At 65.0% G+C, this 23,152-nt stretch carries 21 protein-coding genes and 2 tRNA genes; 8 read left to right on the plus strand and 15 right to left on the minus strand.

Annotation, left to right across the window (positions count from 1 at the left end):
• Positions 1–30: 30 nt before the first annotated feature.
• A complete protein-coding gene (locus FOB72_RS02980; protein ID WP_150371167.1) occupies positions 31–948 on the minus strand; it encodes a LysR family transcriptional regulator in 918 nt (305 codons plus the stop codon).
• Between the two features lie 105 nt (positions 949–1,053).
• Here FOB72_RS02980 and FOB72_RS02985 point away from each other — a divergent pair, with 105 nt between their 5' ends.
• Positions 1,054–2,169 carry a YeiH family protein gene (locus FOB72_RS02985; protein ID WP_150371168.1) on the plus strand — a complete coding sequence of 372 codons (1,116 nt, stop codon included), beginning with the start codon at positions 1,054–1,056 and terminating at the stop codon, positions 2,167–2,169.
• Positions 2,170–2,251: 82 nt separating this feature from the next.
• Here FOB72_RS02985 and FOB72_RS02990 read toward each other — a convergent pair.
• A tRNA-Leu gene (locus tag FOB72_RS02990) sits at positions 2,252–2,338 on the minus strand.
• Between the two features lie 175 nt (positions 2,339–2,513).
• Between FOB72_RS02990 and FOB72_RS02995 the strand changes: the two genes are divergently transcribed.
• From FOB72_RS02995 to FOB72_RS03005, 3 genes are all read left to right on the plus strand, one after another.
• Complete coding sequence (locus FOB72_RS02995) at positions 2,514–2,852, plus strand: hypothetical protein (RefSeq protein ID WP_150371169.1); 339 nt, start codon at positions 2,514–2,516, stop codon at positions 2,850–2,852.
• A 284-nt stretch (positions 2,853–3,136) separates the two neighbouring features.
• A complete protein-coding gene (locus FOB72_RS03000) occupies positions 3,137–3,406 on the plus strand; it encodes a hypothetical protein (RefSeq protein WP_150371170.1) in 270 nt (89 codons plus the stop codon).
• 167 nt (positions 3,407–3,573) lie between these two features.
• A complete protein-coding gene (locus FOB72_RS03005) occupies positions 3,574–3,981 on the plus strand; it encodes a GlcG/HbpS family heme-binding protein (protein WP_150371171.1) in 408 nt (135 codons plus the stop codon).
• A gap of 95 nt (positions 3,982–4,076) precedes the next feature.
• Here FOB72_RS03005 and FOB72_RS03010 read toward each other — a convergent pair whose 3' ends face one another.
• The 4 genes from FOB72_RS03010 to FOB72_RS03025 all read right to left on the minus strand — a co-directional run bounded on the left by FOB72_RS03010 (position 4,077) and on the right by FOB72_RS03025 (position 6,467).
• Positions 4,077–4,403 carry a hemin uptake protein HemP gene (locus tag FOB72_RS03010; protein WP_150371172.1) on the minus strand — a complete coding sequence of 109 codons (327 nt, stop codon included), beginning with the start codon at positions 4,401–4,403 and terminating at the stop codon, positions 4,077–4,079.
• 178 nt (positions 4,404–4,581) lie between these two features.
• Positions 4,582–4,995, minus strand: a complete 414-nt coding sequence (locus FOB72_RS03015; protein WP_150371173.1) for an ExbD/TolR family protein — start codon at positions 4,993–4,995, stop codon at positions 4,582–4,584.
• A gap of 20 nt (positions 4,996–5,015) precedes the next feature.
• Positions 5,016–5,747, minus strand: a complete 732-nt coding sequence (locus FOB72_RS03020; RefSeq protein WP_150371174.1) for a MotA/TolQ/ExbB proton channel family protein — start codon at positions 5,745–5,747, stop codon at positions 5,016–5,018.
• A 66-nt stretch (positions 5,748–5,813) separates the two neighbouring features.
• Positions 5,814–6,467, minus strand: a complete 654-nt coding sequence (locus tag FOB72_RS03025; RefSeq protein ID WP_150371175.1) for an energy transducer TonB — start codon at positions 6,465–6,467, stop codon at positions 5,814–5,816.
• Between the two features lie 437 nt (positions 6,468–6,904).
• On the opposite strand from FOB72_RS03025, the gene FOB72_RS03030 reads away from it, so the two are divergent.
• A complete protein-coding gene (locus FOB72_RS03030; protein ID WP_150371176.1) occupies positions 6,905–9,205 on the plus strand; it encodes an AAA family ATPase in 2,301 nt (766 codons plus the stop codon).
• Here the strand turns inward: FOB72_RS03030 and murI are convergent.
• The 4 genes from murI to FOB72_RS03050 form a co-directional block, all read right to left on the minus strand.
• Positions 9,195–10,007: a glutamate racemase gene (gene murI, locus FOB72_RS03035; RefSeq protein WP_150371177.1), complete on the minus strand. Its 813-nt coding sequence runs from the start codon at positions 10,005–10,007 to the stop codon at positions 9,195–9,197. The two genes, FOB72_RS03030 and murI, sit on opposite strands and share 11 nt — an antisense overlap.
• Positions 10,008–10,061: 54 nt before the next feature.
• Complete coding sequence (locus FOB72_RS03040; RefSeq protein ID WP_150371178.1) at positions 10,062–11,585, minus strand: fumarate hydratase; 1,524 nt, start codon at positions 11,583–11,585, stop codon at positions 10,062–10,064.
• Between the two features lie 196 nt (positions 11,586–11,781).
• Positions 11,782–12,339 (minus strand): TIGR00645 family protein, encoded by a 558-nt coding sequence (locus FOB72_RS03045; RefSeq protein WP_150371179.1) that lies wholly within the window; start codon positions 12,337–12,339, stop codon positions 11,782–11,784.
• 83 nt (positions 12,340–12,422) lie between these two features.
• Positions 12,423–13,352, minus strand: a complete 930-nt coding sequence (locus FOB72_RS03050) for a DMT family transporter (protein WP_263364767.1) — start codon at positions 13,350–13,352, stop codon at positions 12,423–12,425.
• 266 nt (positions 13,353–13,618) lie between these two features.
• Here FOB72_RS03050 and acs point away from each other — a divergent pair, with 266 nt between their 5' ends.
• The 3 genes from acs (at position 13,619) to FOB72_RS03065 (ending at position 17,924) form a co-directional block, all read left to right on the plus strand.
• Complete coding sequence (acs, locus tag FOB72_RS03055) at positions 13,619–15,601, plus strand: acetate--CoA ligase (RefSeq protein WP_150371181.1); 1,983 nt, start codon at positions 13,619–13,621, stop codon at positions 15,599–15,601.
• A 132-nt stretch (positions 15,602–15,733) separates the two neighbouring features.
• Positions 15,734–17,785, plus strand: a complete 2,052-nt coding sequence (locus tag FOB72_RS03060) for a sodium:solute symporter family protein (RefSeq protein ID WP_150371182.1) — start codon at positions 15,734–15,736, stop codon at positions 17,783–17,785.
• Positions 17,786–17,833: 48 nt separating this feature from the next.
• A tRNA-Ser gene (locus FOB72_RS03065) sits at positions 17,834–17,924 on the plus strand.
• A 197-nt stretch (positions 17,925–18,121) separates the two neighbouring features.
• Here the strand turns inward: FOB72_RS03065 and FOB72_RS03070 are convergent.
• The 5 genes from FOB72_RS03070 to poxB form a co-directional block, all read right to left on the minus strand.
• Positions 18,122–18,862: a hypothetical protein gene (locus FOB72_RS03070; protein WP_150371183.1), complete on the minus strand. Its 741-nt coding sequence runs from the start codon at positions 18,860–18,862 to the stop codon at positions 18,122–18,124.
• A gap of 84 nt (positions 18,863–18,946) precedes the next feature.
• On the minus strand, positions 18,947–19,231 hold the full coding sequence (locus tag FOB72_RS03075) for an XRE family transcriptional regulator (RefSeq protein ID WP_150371184.1): 285 nt from the start codon (positions 19,229–19,231) through the stop codon (positions 18,947–18,949).
• 258 nt (positions 19,232–19,489) lie between these two features.
• Positions 19,490–19,852 (minus strand): hypothetical protein, encoded by a 363-nt coding sequence (locus FOB72_RS03080; RefSeq protein ID WP_223851393.1) that lies wholly within the window; start codon positions 19,850–19,852, stop codon positions 19,490–19,492.
• 582 nt (positions 19,853–20,434) lie between these two features.
• Positions 20,435–21,076, minus strand: coding sequence for a hypothetical protein (locus FOB72_RS03085; protein ID WP_150371185.1), 642 nt, complete (start codon positions 21,074–21,076; stop codon positions 20,435–20,437).
• A 112-nt stretch (positions 21,077–21,188) separates the two neighbouring features.
• The gene (gene poxB, locus FOB72_RS03090) at positions 21,189–22,919 is read right to left on the minus strand and encodes a ubiquinone-dependent pyruvate dehydrogenase (RefSeq protein WP_150371186.1); all 1,731 of its coding nucleotides are present in this window, start codon (positions 22,917–22,919) and stop codon (positions 21,189–21,191) included.
• Positions 22,920–23,152 lie beyond the last annotated feature (233 nt).

A 23,152-nucleotide genomic window follows, 5' to 3' on the forward strand; every position in this document is an offset into this window, starting at 1 on the left:
CGTTTTGCTTTGGTCCGTTTTGCTTTGGCATTACGCACTGATTCCCGGCGCCGCCGCGCGCAGGTACTCGCTGAACGCGAGCAACCCCTGCGTCGGATACTTGTCCTGATGCACCACGAGCTGCAGCGGCCGGATGATGGGCGGCAATCCTTCCCGTAGCGGCAGCAGCAGCCCGCGCGCGATCTCGTCGCGTACCACGTGCAACGACAGGCAGCTCACGCCGAAACCGCTCATCACCGCGCGCTTGATCGCTTCCGCATTGCCCAGTTCCAGCGCATAGCGCAGCGTGCCTAGCGCGGGCACGAGCCGCGACTCGATGATCTCGCGCGTGCCCGAGCCCGGTTCCCGCACGATCCAGTCGGCTTCCCGCAGCATGTCGTGCAGCGTCTCCGGCCGCTGCGACGCCAGCGCCAGCGGATGCGAAGGCCCCACCACGACCACCATTTCGTCGTCGCACCAGTGCACGCTGCGCAGTTCGCGCTCGTGGCTCGTGCCTTCGATCAGCCCGATATCGACCTCGAACTGCAGCAGCGACTGCAGGACGTCTTGCGTATTGCCGATGCGCAGGTCGAGTGAGCAGGGGCCCGGCTGCGCGTTGCGGAAGCCCGCGAGCAGAGGCGGGAGGATATAGCTGCCGATGGTATTGCTGGCGGCGATGCGCAGTGCGACGCCGCTTTGCGCGGAGAAGCGCTCGAGCTCGTGTGCCTGGTCGAGCAGCGATAGCGCGCGCGGAAAGAACTGGCGCCCCGATTCGTTGATGCTGAGCCGCCGCGCCACCCGGTCGAACAGCGGGCCGTCGAGCGCGCGTTCCAGTTCCGCGAGCGAGGCGCTGACCGCGGACTGCGACATCGCCAGCGCCTCGGCGGCCGCGATGGTGCTGCCGTGCTGGGCGACGGCCACGAACACGGAAAGCTGGCGCAGGGTGAGACGAAGCGGGCGGTATTCCATTGTTCTATCGATAAAACAGTTAAGGCATAACGATATTACCCGTTTTACTGATTGAGCGGCGATCACTACGCTTAGGGACATCGACGCAGACCTCCCCCCACTGCCATGTCCTCGAACCCCATTTCCGCGCCCGCCGCTGCTTCCACGCCGTCCACGCCTTCCGCTCCGGCCGTCGCCTCGTGGCCGACGCGTCTGATCGCGCTGGTTCCGCTGGGCGGCATCGCGTGGCTGATGATGACGCTGGCCGATCATCCGGCGGTGTCGCGGTATGGCCTGAGCGCGCTGACGCTGGCGATGTGCGCGGGGATGGTCGCGGCCAACACGATGCCGCGGCACTGGCTCGCGCCGCTCGGCCCGGGCATGCAGCTCGCGCGGCATCATCTGCTGCGTCTGGGTGTGGCGCTCTACGGCCTGCGCCTGACGTTCGGCGCCATCGCCGCGCTGGGCGCGGCGGGCGTCGTGGTGCCGCTGACGATGCTGGTGGCGACGCTGCTGCTCGGCACGTGGGTGGGCTCGACGTTCTTCGGTCTGTCGCGGCGCGAGGCGATTCTCGTCAGCGCGGGGAGCGCGGTGTGCGGCGCGGCGGCGGCGATTGCCGTGTCCTCCGTGGTGCGTACCGACGATCGGCAGACGGCGGTCGCGGTCGCGACCGTGGTGCTGTTCGGCACGGTCGGCATGTTGCTCTATCCGTGGCTCTACGAACTGGCCACGCAGCACTGGCATCTGGCGATCACCGAGCGTGCGTTCGGCATCTTCACGGGGGCAACGCTGCACGAGGTGGCGCAGGTGATTGCCTCGGGCAAGATGGTCAGCGACGCGACCGCCGATGCGGCCGTGGTGGCCAAGATGGTGCGCGTGCTTGCGCTCGGTCCGCTGCTGCTGATCATGGCGCTGTGGCCGCAGGGCAAGGCTGCCGAGGGCGATGGCGAGGCTCGGGCCAAGGCGCGCGACTGGCGCGCGCTGCTGCGCGCGGTGCCCTGGTTTGCGCTGGGGTTCGTCGCGGTGATGGCGCTCAACTCGGCATCGCTGGTGCCGCAGGACTGGAAGACGCCGCTGATCGCGCTCGACAACTGGATGCTGGCCTGCGCGATGCTCGCGATCGGTCTGCACACACGCATCGGCGATCTGCTACGCGCGGGGCGCAAGCCGCTCGGCCTGGCGGCGGTGCTGTTCGTGTTCCTGATGGTGGGTGGCGCGCTGCTCTGCTACGCGGTGATCTGAGGCGATCCGAGGCGATCCGAGGCGGACCCGAGGCCGAGGGTGGGGCGATGGCGGGGCGGTGGTGGGGCGATGGTGGGTGCTCTGGTGCGGCCGACGGGACTCGAACCCGTAAGCCTGGAAAGGCGGCAGATTTTAAGTCTGCTGAGTCTACCAATTTCTCCACGGCCGCATGGCAAGCCCGATATTGTGGTGGCTTAGGCGCGACTCCGCAAGCACGACGCATCGCCGGCATCATGTGATCTGGCTGTTACCGGCGGTAACAATGTAGCGCGTGCGGTTTCACCTGAATTTTTGCCGAGCGCTAGAATACGCCTCATCAAAGCTCACTTTACGAGGCAACGATCATGAAACGCTGGTTCCTTGCAGCATTTGGTGTGGCCGCCGCGCTGGCGTCTGGCGCTGCAATGGCCCGTGTGAACGTGGACATCGGCATTGGCGTCCCTGGCGTCGTCGTCGGCGGTCCCGCGTACTACCCGCCTGCGCCCGCCTACTACTCGCCGCCGCCGCCCGTCGTGGTGGCCCCGGCCCCGGTCTACTATGGCCCGCCGCCGGTGGTGGTACGTCCGGCCCCGGTCTACTACGGTCCTGGCTACTATGCTGGCCCGCGCTACTACTACGGCCCCGGCTATCGCGGCTACGGCCACTATCACGGCGGTTACCACGGCGGTCACGGCCACCGTTGATTCGAAATACATGCCTGCGAAAAAGCCCCTTCGGGGGCTTTTTTGTTGGATGCACACGGTTCTTTGGTAGAGGGGCGTCAGCATTTTCCGACATTCGATGAATGGAAATTGCGCGTGTCGGTTCCAACTAAAATTCGACGCTCAATTTATTTGACCAGACCGATCAATCACATTGGCCGAGTGGCTCAGGGTTACCACCTACACTGCTTTCGTGACATCGCTGCTGCACTGCAACGATGCCGTGTCACCAACGAACAGCGTCCACGAACGCAGAGGATTCCCAAATGTCCATCCAACGCATTGCTACCGCAGTCGCTTCTGTCGCGCTTCTTGCACTCGGTGCCGCCTCGGCATCGGCCATCGCCGCGCCGATGAACGCCGACAACGCATACTCCACCACGAACCGCGTGGCCGCCCCCGATCCGTACACCGATGGCGCGCGCATCAGCAATCGGGATGGCTACGTGCCCGACGGCGCGCATGGCCGGGCCGATCCGTTCACCGACGGCGCGCGCGTGACCGATCGCCGCGATGCGTTCACGGACGGCGCCTGATCGTCCGCCGGCGATTTCCCCTCGCTGAAGAAGCCCGCCGCCAGGCGGGCTTTTTTTGTGCGATGTTCGCGAGCGGCGGCGCGATGGGACGCGCTTTGTCGGCGGGCGCGCGCACGTCGCACGATATACTGCGGCCTCGACCTTGATGACACACCTTAGGAGAGGGTATGCAGCAAAAGACCGTACTGACGGCTGACGACGTGAAGAAGCTGGTTGCGGCCGCCGAAGCGGAAGCCAAGCTTCATAACTGGGCTGTCACGATCGCCGTGGTGGACGATGGCGGCCATCCGCTCGCCCTGCAGCGACTCGACGGCGTGGCACCGATCTCGGCCTATATCGCCACCGAGAAAGCGCGCACGGCCGCAATGGGCCGCCGCGAGTCCAAGATCTACGAGGACATGATCAACAATGGCCGCTACTCGTTCCTGACGGCGCCGAACCTGCAGGGCATGCTCGAGGGCGGCGTGCCCATCGTCGTGAACGGCCAGTACGTGGGTGCCGTCGGCGTGTCGGGCGTGAAGTCCACCGAAGACGCGCAGATCGCGCGCGCCGGCATTGCCGCGCTGGGCATCTGAGCCATTCAGCGCCCGTAGCACAATGAAAAACCCCGCGGGCGCAATGTCCGCGGGGCGATGTTTCGGCAGGTCGGCAGGTCTTCTATCCGGCGAACCTACTTCGTCAGGATCAGCTTCCCATAGCGCGTGATGCGCAGCGTATAGACGTCGCCGTTATGCAGGATCGGCAGCGTCGTCGCGCCTTGCATCAGCGATTCCAGCGGCACGGCGGGCGCAGTCGTCTGCGCGGCCGGCGCAATGGTTTCCACGCGCATCAGCGCTTCCAGGCGGGCGGGCAGGGCGGCGACCGCCGAGCGGACCGACGCCATGGCCGAAGAGGCTTCGCGGCGGGGCTGCTGCGGGGCAACCTCCACACGACGAAGCGACAGACGGCGACGCGAGACTTCTCGCGGTTGCTGCATTGGCAGGCTGAGAGTGCTCATGTTCTTCTCCAGACGCGATCCATTGATCGATTGATGGAGTGATCATAAATGAGAACCGTTATCATTACAAGCGTGTTCACATCCATTTACACGGTTGTTCGATCGGCGCGTCGGTGGCGTGCGGCGAATAAAAAAGGGCATCCACGCGGATGCCCTTTTTTTGCCGAAACCCCCGCGCTCAGCGCTTGGGCTCGGTGATGAAGCCGATCTTGCCCAGGCCGCCATGCTGCGCGGCGGCCATGACTTCCGCGACCGCCTCGTAGCGGACGTCGCGGTCCGCGCGCAGATGCAGTTCCGGTTGCGGCTGCAGCTGCGCGGCCTGCGCGATGTTCGCTTCCAGCGTGGGCTGGTCGACCTCCTGCTGGTTCCAGTACACCTTGCCCTGCGCATCGACGACCACGTTGATGTTTTGGGGCTTCGTGTCGTTGGGCTGGTTGGTCGCGCGCGGCAGATCGATCTTGACCGCGTGGTTGATCACGGGAATCGTGATGATGAAGATGATCAGCAGCACCAGCATGACGTCCACCAGCGGCGTCATGTTGATCTCGCTCATCACCTCGTCATCGTCCCCGTCGAGCGTGCCGAATGCCATGATGGATTCCTCTTTGCAGCTTAGTTCTTGACGGCCAGGCGCACCGAAGCGTCATCGGAGGCGGCGCCACGGGCGGTCGGGCGCAGGCGCGCGCCGGTGATGAAGTAGGCGTGCAGGTCGTGCGCGAAACGGTTGAGCTTCGAGATCACGCCCTTGTTGCCGCGCGACAGCGCGTTGTAACCGAGCACGGCCGGGATGGCCACGGCCAGGCCGAAGGCGGTCATGATCAGCGCTTCACCGACGGGGCCGGCCACCTTGTCGATGGTCGGGACGCCCGAGGCGCCAATGCCGATCAGGGCATGATAGATGCCCCACACCGTGCCGAACAGGCCGACGAACGGCGCGGTGGAGCCCACCGATGCCAGCACGGCGAGGCCCGACTGCATGCGCGACACGGCTTCGTCGATCGAGCTCTTGAGCGAGCGCGTCAGCCAGTCCGAGATATCCATCGCGTCATGCAGCTGCGGCTGGCTTGCGCGGTGATGCTGCGCGGCTTCCTTGCCGGTCAGCGCCAGCATGCGGAACGGGTTGCTGTCGTTCGAGCCCAGCGTTTCCAGCGCGTGGTCGAATTCGTCCGAGTGCCAGAAGCGCTTTTCCGCGCCATGCGCCATCTTTTTGAGACGGACCAGATCCCACGCCTTCGTGAGAATCACGATCCAGGACAGAAGGGACATGATGAGCAGAATGATCGCGGTCGCGCGCATGACGAAATCGCCTTGCGTCCAGAGGTGGGAGAGTCCGAGGTCCTGCATGGTTGTTCCTGATGAGTCTGTTGTTTGGAGATCCGGGCGAACCGGGCACTTACGTTGATGGGATGGCTACTTCAATTCGAAATTGATCGGCTGCACCGCGGTGACCGAGATCGGCCGGCCGTTGTCCATATAGGGCTGGCAGCGCATGCGGCGAACGGCGTCGAGCGCGGCCTCGTCGAGTCGCGACGAACCGCTCGATTGCGTGATGCTCGATTTGGAGATACGGCCACCTTCGTCGATCGTCAGGCGAATCATTGTCGTGCCGGTCTCGTTGAGGCGGATGGACTGGCGCGGATAGGTCGGGGCCGGCTGCGAGCACTGTACCTCGCCGATGCCGATGGCGCGCGGCGCGGCGCTGACCGGGGGCGGCGCGGGGGCGGGCTCGGGCGCGGGCGGCGCAGGCGGCGCGGGCGGTGCCTCGATCGCGGTGGGCGACGGCGGCAGCGACGGCGCCGGCTCGATCGCGGGCTTCGGCGGCTGCGGCGTCGGGCGCGGCGTGACCACCTTCACCTGCTTGGGCGGCGTCTCGGGCTTGGCCTTGGGAGGCTCCGGCGCGGGCGGCGCCTTGGGCGGCTCCATCGGAATGATATGGGCGATGATTTCCGGCGCGATGATCGCCTCGGTCATCTTGCGGCCGAGACCGCTCTGGATCAGGTACAGCAGCCCCGCGTGAAACAGCAGAACAGCAACGGTGATCTTGAGAAAACGTTGATCGAACATGTGAAGGGCAACTAGAACTACCGCGCGTTACTTGCGATAGAACAGGATCAGCGAGATGCCACAACCAACCAGCAGGCTAAGCAGCAGTTCCATGATAAACGCTCCGAAAGGCACTTCGAAATACACGAATCCGAAGGGGAAGCGCCACTCTGGGGCAGCGTTATCAGCGCAGCAGTATAAACGATAATGATTCTTATTTGTTGCGCATTGTGCAATGCACGCAGCGGATCGTTGTGGCCGAAGGTTCCATTCCGCAATGTGGCCGCCCGCTCCAAACGTCCGTGCGACGCGCCCTGCGCGGGTTCTCGCGGATGTCACGCAAATCCTAAAGCGCGCTACGATTAACAGACTGCGAGAGAACACCGCGAACGTAACCGGGTAGGCAGGCGCGACGCGACAAGGGTCCGCCGGCTACATCCCGTGCGAAGGGAACAGGCATGGACTTCACACGCTTCGCCGAAGACGATCGCTCCACGCTGCTACGTCCGACGACTGGGGCGGCGTCGAGTTCCGCGCTCGACTGGATGTGCGCGCAGTTTGCGCTGCGCGTGGTCTGCACGCTGGGCCCGCGCTTCAACCTGCGCAGCAATATCAACGACGTGCTGACCGTGAGCGCGCAGGAAATGGTGTGGCCATACGGCGTGGTGCTGCGCGTGCAGCGGTTCCTCGCCGCGCGCTGCGCCGACATGCCCGCGTGGAAGGGCGCCTCGCGCCTGACGCCCGAGGAATTTCTCGACCGGCATGGCCAGTGGAACAGCGCCTTCGACGAAAGCGCGCTGTTCTATTACCTCGACGAGTACGTGAAGCACCATGCGAAGGACATGTTCGCGGTGTTCGACGCGTCGGCCTCCGCGATCGCGGGGCGCCTGCAGGGCGAGCGCGTGCTGCTCGTGCGCAATATCGACATGCTGAGTCACGTGCTCAACCTGCCCGACCATGAACGCAAGCTGCTGCTCTATGCGGCGCTGGCCAAGTACAAGCGCGACCTGCGCGCGGTGATGGTCGATTGCAAGGTCGCGCACAGCCAGGAGGCGTTCCAGATTCTCGCGGGACTGACCGGTGCGAGCGCGGGGGAGGTGGCCATGTCGCTGCGGCCCGGCTCGCGGCTGGAGACGCTGAACCTGATCGAGCAGCCGCTGCCCGAGAACAGCGTGACCGATCTGGGCGACCTGATGCGCCTGTCCGACCGGCTGCTGCATGTGCTGCTCGGCAACTATGCGACCGAGGCCGAGATGATGGCCGTCTTCACGCGGCCCGCCGCGGCGCCGACACTCGGCACGGGCGACTATCCGCATGTGGAAACCGATGCGCGGTACCTGTCCGCGCTGCTCGGCAACGCCACGCGCCAGAGCGCGGCCGGCGTGAACGTGCTGATCTACGGGCCGCCCGGTACCGGCAAGACGGAGTTCGCGCGGCTGATCGCGCGCGAGGCGGGGTGCGAACTGTACGAGGTCGATTGCCTCGATCGCGACGGCAACAGCCTGTCCGGGCGCGACCGCTATCGATCGCTGCAGGTATCGCAGGCCTTTCTGCGCGGGCGGCCGCGCACGGCATTGCTGTTCGACGAGGTGGAGGACGTGTTTCCGGGCAGCGCGCGCGAGCTGATGAGCCTGTTCGGGCAGGAGGATACGCGCGCGTCCGTGAACGGCAAGGCGTGGGTCAACCAGACGCTCGAGCAGAATCCGGTGCCCGTGATCTGGATCTCGAATTCGATCCGCCAGATCGATCCCGCGTATCTGCGTCGCTTTCAGTTCCACCTGGAACTCAAGATTCCGCCGCCGCTCGTGCGCGAGAACATCATCCGCAAGCATCTGGGCGCGCTCGACGTGAGCGATGCGTTCATTGCCACGCTGGCCGCGCGCAAGACGCTGACGCCGGCGCAGGTGCAATCGGCGGCGCGGTTCGTCGAGCTCGCGCGGCCGAGCGTGGAGGAGCCGACCGAGGCGCTGATCCTGCGGCAACTGGAGCATGCCGACCGCGCGATGGGCATGCGGCCCGAGGCCGAGGCGCGCGCGGTGGTCACGCACTATCGGCTCGACAACCTGCACCTCGAGACGCGTTTTGCCGTGGACAAGATCATTACCGCGCTCGGGGCGCGGCAGCGCGGCACGCTGTGTTTCTACGGGCCGCCGGGGACCGGCAAGACCGCGCTGGCCGAACATATCGCGAGCGCGCTCGACCTGCCGCTGATGATCCGCCGCGCATCGGACCTGATGAGCAAGTACGTGGGCGAGACCGAGCAGCAGATCGCCGCGATGTTCGCGCGCGCGGAAGAGGATGGCGCGGTGCTGCTGCTCGACGAGGCCGACAGCTTCATGCAGAGCCGGCAGCGCGCGGTGCGCAACTACGAGGTGTCCGAGGTCAACGAGATGCTGCAGGGCATGGAGCGTTTCAACGGCATCTTCATCTGCACGACCAACCTGTTCGATCGTATCGACGAAGCGGCGCTGCGGCGCTTCTCGTTCAAGATCCGTTTTCAGGCACTGCAGCCCGCGCAGCGGGTACGGATGTTCGTCGAGGAAGCGCTGGCAGGCGACGAGGCGGCCCTGACCGATGCGATTCGCGCCGAGCTGCTGGCGATGGACTGCCTGACGCCCGGCGACTTCGCGACGGTCAAGCGGCAGGGCGTGGTGCTGGGGGAAGCGCTGACGGCCGACGAGTTTCTGGCGCAGCTGCGGCAGGAGCATGCGGTGAAGCCCGAGGTGCGGCAGCATCGGCCGCTCGGCTTTACGCAGTGAGGTCGGTACCGATCGTCACAGTTTCGGCGGCCGCATCGACGCCGAGCAGTGCTGCCGCCATGGCCCGCAGATGCGCGGCGTCGCGCGTGGAGACATAGCGGTCTCGCGGTGCGGCGTCGGACGGGGCGGCAAGATCGAACTCGGCGAGCTTGCGCGCAAGCTGGCGCGCGATGGCCACGCCGGTATCGACGATGGTCAGGCGGTCACCGACCATCTCGCGGATGGTTTGCGTCAGAAACGGATAGTGGGTGCAGCCGAGCACCAGCGTATCGGCGCCCGCGTCCAGCATCGGCGCGAGCAGCGACTGCAGGCGCGCGCGCATCGCGGCGCTGTCGATATCTCCCTGCTCGATCATCGGCACGAGGCCGAGTCCCGCTTCGCAGACGAAGCGGCTGGCGTGCTGCAGCGTGCCCAGCAACCGGTTGAACTTGTCGCTCTTGAGCGTGTTGGCGGTGGCCAGCACGCCGACCACCTTGCTGCGGCTGGCCGCGGCCGCGGGTTTGAGGCCCGGCTCGACGCCGATGACGGGCAGCGTGGTGAAGCGCGCGCGCACGGCCTGCACCGCGTGCATCGTCGCGGTATTGCAGGCGATGACGAGGGCCTTGCAGCCTTGCGCGACCAGCCATTCGCAGACGTCCAGCGTGCGGGATTCGACGAACGATTCGGGTTTTTCGCCGTAGGGTGCGTGGCGCGAGTCGGCGACGTACAGCAGCGATTCGTGCGGCAGCAGCGCGCGGATCTCCCGCAGCACGGAGAGGCCGCCGAGGCCGGAATCGAAGACGCCGATCGGGGAGGGGTTCAACGCAGAGGGGAAGTGGCCCCTCTCCCGGGGGAGAGGGGGGACATCGGGGATGTATTACGCGGTGGCGACGGGGATCTTGCCGATCTTGGCCTGCCATTCCGCGGGGCCGGTCTTGTGGACCGAGGTGCCCGAGCTGTCCACGGCGACGGTCACGGGCATGTCCTTGACGTCGAACTCGTAGATGGCTTCCATGCCGAGGTCTTCGAAGGCCAGGACCTTCGCGCCGCGGATGGCCTTGGACACCAGGTAGGCGGCGCCGCCGACGGCCATCAGATATGCCGACTTGTGCTTCTTGATGGCCTCGATGGCGACGGGGCCGCGTTCGGCCTTGCCGATCATCGAGATCAGGCCCGTCTCCGAGAGCATGGTCTCGGTGAACTTGTCCATACGGGTAGCGGTGGTGGGACCTGCCGGGCCAACCACTTCGTCACGGACCGGATCCACGGGGCCGACGTAGTAGATCACGCGGTTCGTGAAGTCGATGGGCAGCTTCTCGCCCTTGGCCAGCATGTCGGCGATGCGCTTGTGCGCGGCATCGCGGCCGGTCAGCATCTTGCCGTTCAGCAGCAGCGTCTGGCCCGGCTTCCACGAGGCGACTTCCTCGGGGGTGAGCGTGTTCAGATCGACGCGCTTCGACGTTTCGGTGTCCGGTGCCCATTCCACCTTCGGCCAGGCCGACAGGTCCGGCGCTTCCAGCTGGGCCGGGCCGCTGCCGTCCAGCGTGAAGTGCACGTGGCGGGTGGCCGCGCAGTTCGGGATCATCGCCACGGGCTTCGAGGCCGCGTGGGTCGGGTAGCCCATGATCTTGACGTCGAGCACGGTGGCCAGGCCGCCCAGGCCCTGCGCGCCGATGCCGAGCGCGTTGACCTTCTCGTACAGCTCGACGCGCATTTCCTCGATCCAGTCCTTCGGGCCGCGGGCGATCACCTCGTGGATGTCGATCGACTCCATGAGCGATTCCTTGGCCATGACCATGGCCTTCTCGGCGGTGCCGCCGATGCCGATGCCCAGCATGCCGGGCGGGCACCAGCCGGCGCCCATCGTCGGCACGGTCTTGAGGACCCAGTCAACGATCGAATCCGACGGATTCAGCATCACGAACTTGGACTTGTTCTCCGAGCCGCCGCCCTTGGCCGCGACCTGGATATCCACGGTGTTGCCGGGGACCACTTCATAGTGGATCACGGCCGGGGTGTTGTCCCTGGTGTTCTTGCGGCCGCCTTCGGGCGGGTTCACGATCGACGCGCGCAGCACGTTGTCGGGGTGCGTATAACCGCGGCGCACGCCTTCGTTGATCATGTCCGTCAGGCCCATGGTGGCGCCATCCCAGCGCACGTCCATCCCCACCTTGACGAAGATCGTGACGATGCCGGTGTCCTGGCACAGCGGACGCTTGCCTTCGGCGCACATGCGGCTGTTGGTCAGGATCTGCGCGATCGCATCCTTCGCGGCCGGACTCTGCTCCAGCTCGTAGGCGCGGCCCAGGCTGGTGATGTAGTCCATCGGATGGTAATAGCTGATGTACTGCAGGGAATCGGCGACGCTCTGGATGAGGTCTTCTTGCTTGATGACTGTCATTTTGTGGGGGTGGGGCTGCGGTGAAACACAGCCCCGGATGATACACCGTGCGCGGCGCGGCTGCCCGGTTGCATACAGGCGTCGACAGCCATTTTCGTGTCCGAGAGGCGCCCGAGAGGTGCCCGAGAGGTGCCCGGATGTGGGGCCGGGGCGACATCGGGCGGCCGGACGATCGCCCTGGGCCGTCCGACGGGTGTCAGTGATCGGCCGTGGCGGGAGCGCCCGCCGTGCCGGCGGGGTCGTGGGCCGGCGCGGGATGCGACGTCATGCGGTCCACCCATGCCATGGCGACCGCCGACAGCAGGAAGGCCAGATGGATGATGACCTGCCACATGATCGTGTGTTCCGACCGCTGTTCGGCGTCGATGAAGGTCTTGAGCAGGTGGATCGACGAGATGCCGATCAGCGCCATCGACAGCTTGACCTTGAGCACGCCGGCGTTGACGTGGTCGAGCCATTCCGGTTCGTCGGGGTGGTTGTCGATGCCGAGGCGGGAGACGAAGGTCTCGTAACCGCCCACGATCACCATGATCAGCAGGTTCGAGATCATCACGACGTCGATCAGGCCGAGCACCACGAGCATGATCTTGGCTTCGTCGAACGTGGCCGCATGCGAGACCAGATGCCAGACCTCGATCAGGAAGTGATAGACGTAGACACCCTGCGCGACGATCAGGCCGAGGTAGAGCGGCAGTTGCAGCCAGCGCGAGGCGAAGATGATGCTGGGGATGGGACGCAGGGGAGTGTGGGCCATGGAGGATGCGGACGGTTGGATGGCGGACATTCGTTGCAGACATTCAAAGCGGCGTCGATTGTACCGTCTGCCTGCCGTTTACCCTACCTTTTCGGCCCCGCTGATTCGCTACCGATTGTTTCAGCGCGGGGGGCGGCCATCGCGCGCCGCGCGATCGGCCCGGGCCAGCTGGCGATGGCGATGCCCGCCAGCACGCAGGCCAGCGCGACGCCATGCGCCCAGCCTGGCCGCTCGCCCAGAAACACGATGCCGTAGACCGCCGCCGCGATCGGCAGCACCGAGGTGAACACGCCGGCCAGCTGCGCGGGCACATGGCGGATGCCCTTCATCCAGAGCCAGAACGAGAAGATGCTTGCCGACAGCGCGTACCAGACGATCTGCGCCCAGACATGCGGAGAGACGGCAGCCGCATCGAACGACAGCAGCGGCACGATGCCGAGCGGCAGCATCAGCAGACCGCCGATCAGGTGCGTGTACGCGCAGATCTCGATCGCGGCGAGCGACTGGGACAGCCGCCGCGACAGGATGACGTAGATCGATTCGCAGACCACGGCGCCGAGGATCATCAGGTTGCCGAGCAGTGCATGCGTGCCGCCATCGGCGGCGTGGCCCGCACCATGGCCATCGCCACCGCGCGCGATATTGAGCACCGCGATGCCGACGACCGCCAGCAGTACCGAGGCGACGGTCCGGCGCGACAGCGCCTCGCGCAGCAGCAGCCATGACAGCAGGGCCACGGTCGCTGGGATCGTGCTCGTGATCACGCCCGCGGCCATCGCGCTGGTCAGCCGCACGCCGCCGAGCATCAGCAGCGTGAAGCCGAACGTGCCGAAGAACGCCATCAGGAAGAGGTTGCGCCATTCCGCGCGCGAGACCGCGCGCATGCGGGCGGGGCGATACCACGGCACGAGGCAGACGATGGCGATGACGAACCGCAGCAGCGCGAACAGCAGGACGGGGACCTCGGCGATGATGGACTTGCCGAGGCCGACGTTGCTGCCGACGAGGGCCATCGCGGCGATCAATAACAGGGCGTGGAAGGACACGTTGGCGAAGCAGGGAGGCGTGCGTTGGCGCAATACGGTCTGCGCGATTGCGGGTGGCTCGCGGCATTGTAGCTGTGCTAGCCTAATGGAGCCGACTGCACATGCGCGCCCGGCTTGCTGCTGCGTCGCAGCATGCCGCCGAGCGAGACCGTTCCTTCGACCGTCAGGTTTGAGTAAGGCGCCGGGCGTACCTTGCAGCCAAAAGCATTCCATCCAGATCAGGAGACAACCTCATGTCCGCCATCGAGTCGGTGATGCAGGAGCATCGCGTTTTCAATCCTCCCGAGTCGCTCGCCAAGACCGCCTCGATCCCGAGCATGGAGGCCTACCAGGCGCTGTGCGACGAAGCGGCCCGCGACTACGAGGGTTTCTGGGCGCGCCATGCGCGCGACCTGCTCCACTGGCACAAGCCGTTCACGAAGGTCCTCGACGAGAGCAACGCGCCGTTCTACAAGTGGTTCGAGGACGGGCAGATCAACGCGTCGTACAACTGCCTCGAGCGGAATATCGAGAAGGGCATTGGCGACAAGACCGCGATCGTGTTCGAGGCGGACGACGGCGCCGTCTCGCGCGTCAGCTACAACGAGCTGCTCGCGCGCGTCAGCCGCTTTGCCAACGGGCTGAAGGCGCTTGGCATCAAGAAGGGCGACCGCGTGGTCATCTACATGCCGATGTCGGTCGAGGGCGTGGTGGCCATGCAGGCGTGCGCGCGCATCGGGGCCACGCATTCGGTCGTGTTCGGCGGGTTTTCGGCGAAGTCCCTGCAGGAGCGTCTGGTGGACGTCGGCGCCGTGGCGCTGATTACCGCGGACGAGCAGATGCGCGGGGGCAAGGCGCTGCCGCTGAAGGCCATTGCCGACGAGGCGCTCGCGCTGGGCGGCTGCGAAGCCGTGAAGCATGTGGTCGTGTATCGCCGCACGGGCGGCAAGGTCGCCTGGACCGAAGGCCGTGACCGCTGGATGGAGGATGTGTCCGCCGGCCAGCCGGATACGTGCCCGGCCGAGCCCGTGGATGCCGAGCATCCGCTGTTCGTGCTGTACACGTCGGGGTCCACCGGCAAGCCGAAGGGCGTGCAGCACAGCACGGGCGGCTATCTGCTGTGGGCGCTCATGACGATGCGCTGGACGTTCGATATCAAGCCGGACGACCTGTTCTGGTGTACCGCCGATATCGGCTGGGTCACGGGGCACACCTATATCGCGTACGGTCCGCTGGCGGCGGGCGCGACGCAGGTCGTGTTCGAGGGCGTGCCCACGTTCCCGAATGCCGGCCGCTTCTGGGACATGATCCAGCGCCACAAGGTGTCGATCTTCTATACCGCGCCGACCGCGATCCGTTCGCTGATCAAGGCGGCCGAGGCCGACGAGAAGATTCATCCGCGCCAGTACGATCTGTCGAGCCTGCGCCTGCTGGGCACGGTGGGCGAGCCGATCAATCCGGAAGCATGGATGTGGTACTACAAGAATATCGGCGGCGAGCGTTGCCCGATCGTCGATACGTTCTGGCAGACCGAAACCGGCGGGCACATGATCACGCCGTTGCCGGGTGCCACGCCGCTGGTGCCGGGTTCGTGCACGCTGCCGCTGCCGGGCATCATGGCCGCGATCGTGGACGAGACCGGGCAGGACGTGCCGAACGGCAGCGGCGGCATTCTCGTCGTCAAGCGTCCGTGGCCGTCGATGATCCGGACGATCTGGGGCGATCCGGAGCGCTTCAAGAAGAGCTACTTCCCGGAAGAACTCGGCGGCAAGCTGTATCTGGCGGGCGATGGCTCGATCCGCGACAAGGACACCGGATACTTCACGATCATGGGCCGCATCGACGACGTGCTGAACGTGTCGGGCCACCGCATGGGCACGATGGAGATCGAGTCCGCGCTCGTGGCGAACTCGCTGGTGGCCGAGGCCGCCGTGGTGGGCCGCCCCGACGACATGACGGGCGAGGCGATCTGCGCGTTCGTCGTGCTCAAGCGTTCGCGGCCGACGGGCGAAGAGGCCGTGAAGATTGCGGCCGAGTTGCGTAACTGGGTGGGCAAGGAGATCGGTCCGATCGCCAAGCCGAAGGACATCCGCTTTGGCGACAACCTGCCGAAGACGCGCTCGGGCAAGATCATGCGTCGTCTGCTGCGGTCTCTGGCCAAGAACGAAGAGATTACGCAGGACACGTCCACGCTCGAGAATCCGGCGATTCTCGATCAGCTGAAGCAGGCACAGTAAGTTCTGTCCGCCGAGGCTGGGCCGAGTGCCTGACGCCATGCGCCCCTCTGCCGCCTAGCGGGAGAGGGGCGCTTTTCTGTCCGCGCTTGTCTGGCATTTTGCCGAGCGCGTTCTTCATCGGTCGCCACCTTCATGTCTGACGCGCAGTCGAAATTCCGCCGCCGGTTGATGCTCTACTACAGCCTCTTCACGCTGGGGCTGCTGGGCTTCGTCGCGATGATGGGGTTGCTCGAGCATTCCAATGCCGATGCGCTGTGGCTTGGGTATGTGTTCCTCTTCGTCACGATCGCGATCTATGCGTGCATCGGGCTGATCTGCCGAACTTCGGACCTCAACGAGTATTACGTCGCGGGGCGGCGCGTGCCGGCGATGTTCAACGGCATGGCGATTGCCGCGGACTGGATGAGCGCGGCATCGTTCATCGGGCTCGCGGGCATTCTGTTTGCCTCGGGGTATGAGGGGCTGGCCTACGTGATGGGCTGGACCGGCGGCTATTGCCTCGTGGCGTTTCTGCTTGCGCCGTATCTGCGCAAGTATGGCGGCTACACGATTCCCGATTTCCTGGCGGCGCGGTATGGCAATGGCAAGCCGGGCGGCAATCTGCCCGTGCGCGCGATCGCGGTGCTGGCGGCGTCGCTGTGTTCGTTCGTCTATCTGGTTGCGCAGATCCAGGGCGTGGGGCTCATCGTGACGCGCTTTATCGGCGTGGAGTTCGCGGTCGGGGTGTTCTTCGGGCTGGCGGGCATTCTGGTGTGTTCGTTTCTCGGCGGCATGCGGGCGGTGACGTGGACGCAGGTGGCGCAGTACATCATGCTGATCGTCGCGTTTCTGCTGACCGTGTCGCTGATTGCCTGGAAGCATCATGGCGAGATCCTGCCGCAGGTCAGCTATGGGTCGCTGCTCAGTCAGCTGGACAGGCAGGAGCAGGCGCTCGAACAGTCGCCGGCCGAGATCCAGGTCCGCGAGATCTTTCGCCGGCAGGCGGGGGCACTCGACGAGCGGATCGCGCGTCTGCCGCAGTCGTTCGACGAAGAGCGCGCCGCGCTCGATGCGCGGCTGCTGGAGTTGCGGGTGCGGAATGCGCCGTTGCGCGAGATCAAGACCGTCGAGCGGGAGCGGGCGACGTTTCCGGTGGACGCGGCCGATGCGCTTCAGCAATGGACGCTGATGCGCGACGAGGCGCTGGCACGGAGCCAGCCCTCGACGCCGTCGACGGAGCCTTATCCGGCGGCGACCGAGGAGGAGCGCGCGACCAAGCGGCTGAACTTCGTGCTGCTGGTGTTCTGCCTGATGCTTGGGACCGCGAGCCTGCCGCATATCCTGACGCGGCTCTATACGACGCCGTCGGTGCGCGAGAGCCGCAATTCGGTGGCGTGGGCGGTGTTCTGCATCGCGCTGCTATACGTCTCCGCGCCGACGCTGGCGGCGCTGGTCAAGTACGAGTTCTTTCACCATCTGGTGGGCACGTCGTATGGCGATCTGCCGCAGTGGGTCGTGCAGTGGCGCAAGGTGGATCCGCCCGTGTTCGGCATTCGGGATATGAACGGCGATGGCATCGTGCAGTGGGCCGAGGTGCTGATCCAGCCGGACATGATCGTGCTGGCGGCGCCGGAGATTGCCGGGTTGCCTTACGTGATTTCGGGTTTGATCGCGGCGGGCGCGCTGGCGGCGGCGCTGTCCACGGCCGACGGGCTGCTGCTGACGATCGCCAATGCGTTGTCGCACGACGTGTACTACCACATGGTCGATCGGCAGGCGAGTCATCAGCGGCGGGTGACGACGGCGAAGATCGTGCTGCTGGGGGTGGCGCTGTTTGCGTCGTACGTGACGTCGCTACGGCCGGGGAACATCCTGTTCCTGGTCGGCGCGGCGTTCTCGCTGGCGGCGTCGAGCTTCTTTCCGGTGCTGGTGCTGGCCATCTTCTGGCGGCGGACGACAGCGGCCGGGGCGGTGGCGGGGATGGCCACGGGACTGGCGGTCGCGGTCTATTACATTTTCGTCAACTATCCGTTCTTCACGCGCATCACGGGGATCTTCGGCAACCGCTGGTTCGGCGTGGACCCCATCGCGTCCGGGGCATTCGGCGTGCCGGCAGGCTTTGCCGCGGCCATCATCGTGAGCCTGATTACGCCAAGGAATGCACCGGTGATCGACCGGCTGGTGAGTTATCTTCGGCGCGGGTAGGGCGCCTCTGGACAGCGCGAGTGGCTCTGCTATAATCGCGGACTTCCCGGAGAGATGGATGAGTGGTTTAAGTCGCACGCCTGGAAAGCGTGTATAGGTTAATAGCCTATCGGGGGTTCGAATCCCCCTCTCTCCGCCAGATACCCTTCCTAGCAAGTCCTTCACTGTCCCGCAAAATCCCCGTCAATCCCGCCAAATATGGGATTTGTGGGGTAACGCTTGTCTCGGGACGTTCTTCGCCGGCTTACATAACTTCGGCGTGCGCGCACGCATCGCAGGGCGCCTAAGGCGATTAGACTTCGCGAGTCTTTTGGCGTGCAGTGGCAAGAGGTATTGCTAGCGCAGCGATCGCATATACTCGTCCAGGCGCCTGCGGTATTCATGCTGCGATATCGCCGGCCCGACAGCTATTGCGTCACCGTCGGCGCGGAATCTCGTCTCCACAAAGCCGAATAGGCTGCTCGATTCGACGTGCCCATATTGGCTGACAATCGTGAACTTATCGGCCAGCGGGCTGATCGTCGGCGCCCAACAGGCCCGCGTCAGCTTGCGACCTTGGAACAGTTCGGCGGCCTGCATATTCGGTGCGGCGGCGATGGGCAGACTGCAGGGAACGTGAGAGTAGAGTACATAGATCATGTCGTCCCGCCTAATAACGTCGCCCGGCGATACATTGCCCCCACCGCGACTGAATACGTATCCCGTGATCTCGGTTGATTTAGCCGGAGCTGCGACGCCGGCGTGGCAACGCTGCCACACGCGCTGATAGCCGTAATCACTTTCCTTTCCATAACACCATCCCGCCTTTTTAAGGCGGGTGATAACGGCGTCTCGTTGATCGCACGCACGCATCGTGGCAGGGTCGTCTCCAGATCCTCCGCGGCATCGGTCGTTCAATCGCTCCGCCTGTTCGAATAGCTGTGCTTCCGGATACTCGCTCCGGCCGTGGGCCGAGGGTGCGGCAAGCACGATCACGGCAAACAACGCAGCAAGGGTTCTCATAGTGAGTGGGGGGAGCGTATAGATGATGCCGAAACAGGACTTCGAGTGGCGAGCCGGGATGTCCGAGATGGACATCGGATCGGACAGGTGAACGCGGTTTCAGCCTCTCCGGAACGATCGAAATTCGATTCTGCTGACGCAGAATTCTGCGCGACGGGTTCAGTCCTGCTCGTCGGCCGGTGCCTCGACGGACAAGTCGATAGCCGCACCAATCTCCCGCATACGCGCTAGCACGCGTTCTAACTCTTCATCGGACAGCGCCAGCCGCGCCGCGCCAAAGAACAGCATCTGTGGCGCCATCTCGCGCGGCTGAGCGCCGCCGGTGTACTTGCGCCATTGCTGGCCGCCGGCCACGCCGAATAGGTCGGCCATTTCTTCGCCGGTGCGTCCGAGGTCGTTCTTCAGGCGTTGGAAGTCTGCTGCTTTGGGAGGGGAATAGCGCATAGGAAAAAGCCGCCTTTCGGCGGGTCCGGGACTCTCAATGGAGAAAGATTTTTGCTACCCTGATGCCCGCCGCCAGTAGGCCGGTGGCGTACACAACTGGCATCCAGGGCGTTCTCGGTGCATCTTGGCTGCCTCAGCGTTTTAAACCGCTCGGGCCTTTTGCTTCGCCAAGCTATCTACGTTCTCAAGTCACCGCGTACAGCATCCTGTGGGAGTTGACCCGTCGCGAGTCACCCCGTTTGCCATTAGCTGTCTCTGTCAATTGCATCCGTAGGGGCCGCACTGCCGGCTGAAGCTGCGGCCATGCGAATCGGTTCCGTAGGTGCTGGTGTAGCCGTTCCCATAGTTCTGCGTCGTGCTGTTCCAGCTATTACCATTGGATGCCGTCCCCGTGGTATGGGTGCTGTTGCCGTAATGCTGCGAAGACTGATTCCATGACGAACCGGTTTGCGCGTTGTAGCCGTTCATCGTGGTCACGTTGCCCATGCGATTGACCTGATACGAATTTCCCGAGCTATCGTTGCAGGTGTACATGTTCTGAGAGCCGAAGCAGGCTGCCCATGTGGGCGTGGCAACGAGGAATGCCATCACGGCCGCCGCCGTGCTTCTCATGAGGTTCATCTTTATACCCGTCCAAATCGTTACCGCGACTGCGACCTGTAAACCTATCTTGGTTCGTGCAAGTACTGTCGTTTCTCCGCGGCAAGGCGGCAATCCCTCTTTGGAGGTAGCGGCCATGCTCGCCGGCCCATATTGATGTCGTGGCGAACGTCGTCTAGCATGGGGTTAGCGCATCGCATCGGTGCGACTTCGCGTTGCCTCTTCCACAGCCCGCCATGAGCGGGCTTTCGCACATTCGGCTTATGAAACGTGGAAGGATGACGAATGGAAAAGGGAAGAGCGTATCGGCGGGCGCAGATTGCGCGGTTGAAGGCGAAGCGGCGGGGCTATCACGGCGGTGCGCGAGATGCGCGCGAGTTGGGGCGATGGGTGGGGGCGGCGGCCGTCTGTAGTTGCTGGATGTGTGGCAATCCGCGGCGGCATTTTGGTGAGCGGACGATTCAGGAGCGGCGATTCGAGCAGCGGATGGGCCTGGGGTTTGGGTCGTAGCGGTAGTATTTCGTATCTCGCCGCGACGGGCGGCTGCGTGTCCAAATGCCCGCGCAAGCGGGCATTGTCGTTTCTGGATGCGCGGCGCCGTCCTTATGCCGGAGGGTCCTGCTTCGTCTTGGATGTCGATCTTGGTTTTCTGGACCTGTTCGTTGCGGCGAACGTGTCGACTTCGTCGGCGTTGATCTGGAGCCAGACGTTTCTGTCGCGGATGAGGTTGAAGCTTGTGTAGCCGCCCCTGCGCAATGGCGCGAGTGCGGCGGCGAGGCTTTTGCGGACCTTGGGGCAGCGCCACATGGCCAGCGTGCGGGGGTCTACCCCTTCGAAGGGTTTGTCGATGGCGCGATTTGCGAGCCGTCGTCTGGCGGCGGCGACCTCGTTGGGAGGCAGGCCGCGCAGATGTCGCAGGAACCAGATCAGTCCGCACATCGGCGCGGCGAGCAGAAGCAGGACGCTGACGGTTGCTACTTCGCTGCTCGCGCGCGTGCCAAACGAGGTCTTCCGCGTTTCGTCTTCCACTTGCAGAAACCTGACGCCGAAGTATCCCGGCTTTACGCCCCTGTGGACCTCCACGCGTAACCGCTTCGTATTGCCGTGGACCGCTGACATCACGGCCGTGAACAAGTCGGTGACGGCCACCAGGGCCGGCACGAGAACGATGGTATTGGCGTGGCGGCGTGCGGGCACGGGGCCGTCGTAGAAGACCTGAAAGACTTCGATTTCTCGCGTGGCCATCGGTGGGCGCCTTTGGAATGTCGGAAGCCCGATGATGATCGTGGCCGCACTATGCGGCTATCGGAATGCGGCCATTTTTCGCGCGAGTCTTCCGACAAGGGCCCGGCAGGCACTACCGCAGCAGATTCGTTTTCGCCAACTCCACCAGTTCGTCCGCGCGGCCGTTCATGACGGCCTTCAGGGCCCACAGGCTGAAGCCCTTGACCTGTTCGGCCTTCAGTGCGGGCGGCATCGCCAGTTCCTGCGTGTTCGTGACCACGTCGAGCAGGGCGGGGCCGTCGTGTTGCAGCATCGCGTCGATGGCGGCCGGGAGGTCGCGCGGGTCTTCCACGCGCTGGCCCCAGATGCCGATGGCGCGGGCCATGGCACCGAAGTCTGGATTGTCGAGGGCGGTGCCGGTCTCCAGCAGGCCCGCGGCTTTCATTTCCAATGCGACGAAGCCCAGCACGCTGTTGTTGAAGATCACGACCTTCACGGGCAGCTTCTGCTGAGTGAGCGTGAGGAAGTCGCCCATCATCATCGCAAAGCCGCCGTCGCCGGACATGCTGATGATCTGGCGGCCGGGATAGGCCGATTGCGCGCCGATGGCCTGCGGCAGGGCGTTGGCCATCGAGCCGTGCGCGAGCGAGCCGATCAGCCGGCGCTTGCCGTTCATGCGCAGATAGCGGGCCGCCCAGATCGTCGGGGTGCCGACGTCGAACGTGAAGACGGCATCTTCCGACGCCTTCTCGCTCAGTAGCCGCGCGACATGCTGCGGGTGGATCGGCTTGCGGCCGCTGTCGCCGCTGGCCAGGTCGTCGAGCTCCTTGCGCGCGCTGCGATAGTGGCGCACGCACGCATCGAGGTATGTGGTGTCGGTCTTCGCGGTCAGCAACGGTTGCAGCGCATCGAGCGTGGCGCCGACATCGCCGACGAGGCCGAGATCGAGTCGCGTGCGCCGGCCCAGATTCTCCGCGCGGACATCGATCTGGATGACCCTCGCATGCGACGGATAGAACTGCCGATACGGGAAATCGGTCCCGAGCATCAGCAGCGTGTCGCAGTTCTCCATCGCGTGATAGCCCGAGCTGAAGCCGATCAGCCCGGTCATGCCGACATCGTACGGATTGTCGTACTCGATGTATTCCTTGCCGCCCAGCGCATGCACGATGGGCGCCTTCAGCGTTTCGGCAAGACGCACGACCTGATCGTGGCTGCCCGCGCAGCCTCGCCCGCACAGCATCGTGACCTTGCCGCTGTCCGCGAGCATCTGCGCCAGCGTGGTCAGCGACGCCTGGTCGGGTACGACCACCGGCTCTTTCGGGATCAGTGCGGCCGGCGCGGACATGCCTGCGGACACCTGCCGCAGCGCCACGTCGCCGGGAATCACGACGACCGCGACGCCGCGCTTGCCGACGGCCGTGCGGATGGCCGTCTCCAGCACACCGGGCAACTGATCGACGCTCGTGACGAGCTCGCAGTAGTGACTGCATTCGCGGAACAGGTTCTCCGGATGCGTCTCCTGAAAATAGTTGCGGCCGATCTCGGCACTCGGAATATGCGCGGCGATCGCCAGCACCGGCACCCGCGATCGATGGCAATCGAACAGGCCGTTGATCAGATGCAGGTTGCCCGGCCCGCAACTGCCCGCGCACACGGCGAGGTCGCCGGTCAGATGCGCCTCGGCGCCCGCGGCAAATGCGGCCGCTTCTTCATGGCGCGTGTGGATCCAGTCGATGTCCTCGCGTTTGCGCAACGATTCCGTAATGCCGTTGAGGCTGTCGCCGACGACGCCATAGATGCGCTGTACACCGGCATTGGCGAGGACGGCGGTGATGAGATCGGCTGCGAGGGTGGCGGGCATGCTGGCTCCTTGATGACTGGCAATCGACGGTGTGCGGCAAAGGTGGTCTGGAAGTGTCGACGCGCGGGGGCGCGCCGGAGTTCCGTACCGGCGTCCCGCCCGCACGATGTTTCACTGTAGTGCCTGCCGAGGCGGTTCGTTGTCGCGTGTGGGACGCATTGGCCGTAAAGCGTGCCGGACATAAAAAAAGCGGGCTTTTCGCGAAGCCCGCTTTTTGTCTGGATTGCCGCCTG

This window comes from Cupriavidus pauculus (genome assembly GCF_008693385.1).
GTDB lineage: Bacteria > Pseudomonadota > Gammaproteobacteria > Burkholderiales > Burkholderiaceae > Cupriavidus > Cupriavidus pauculus_D.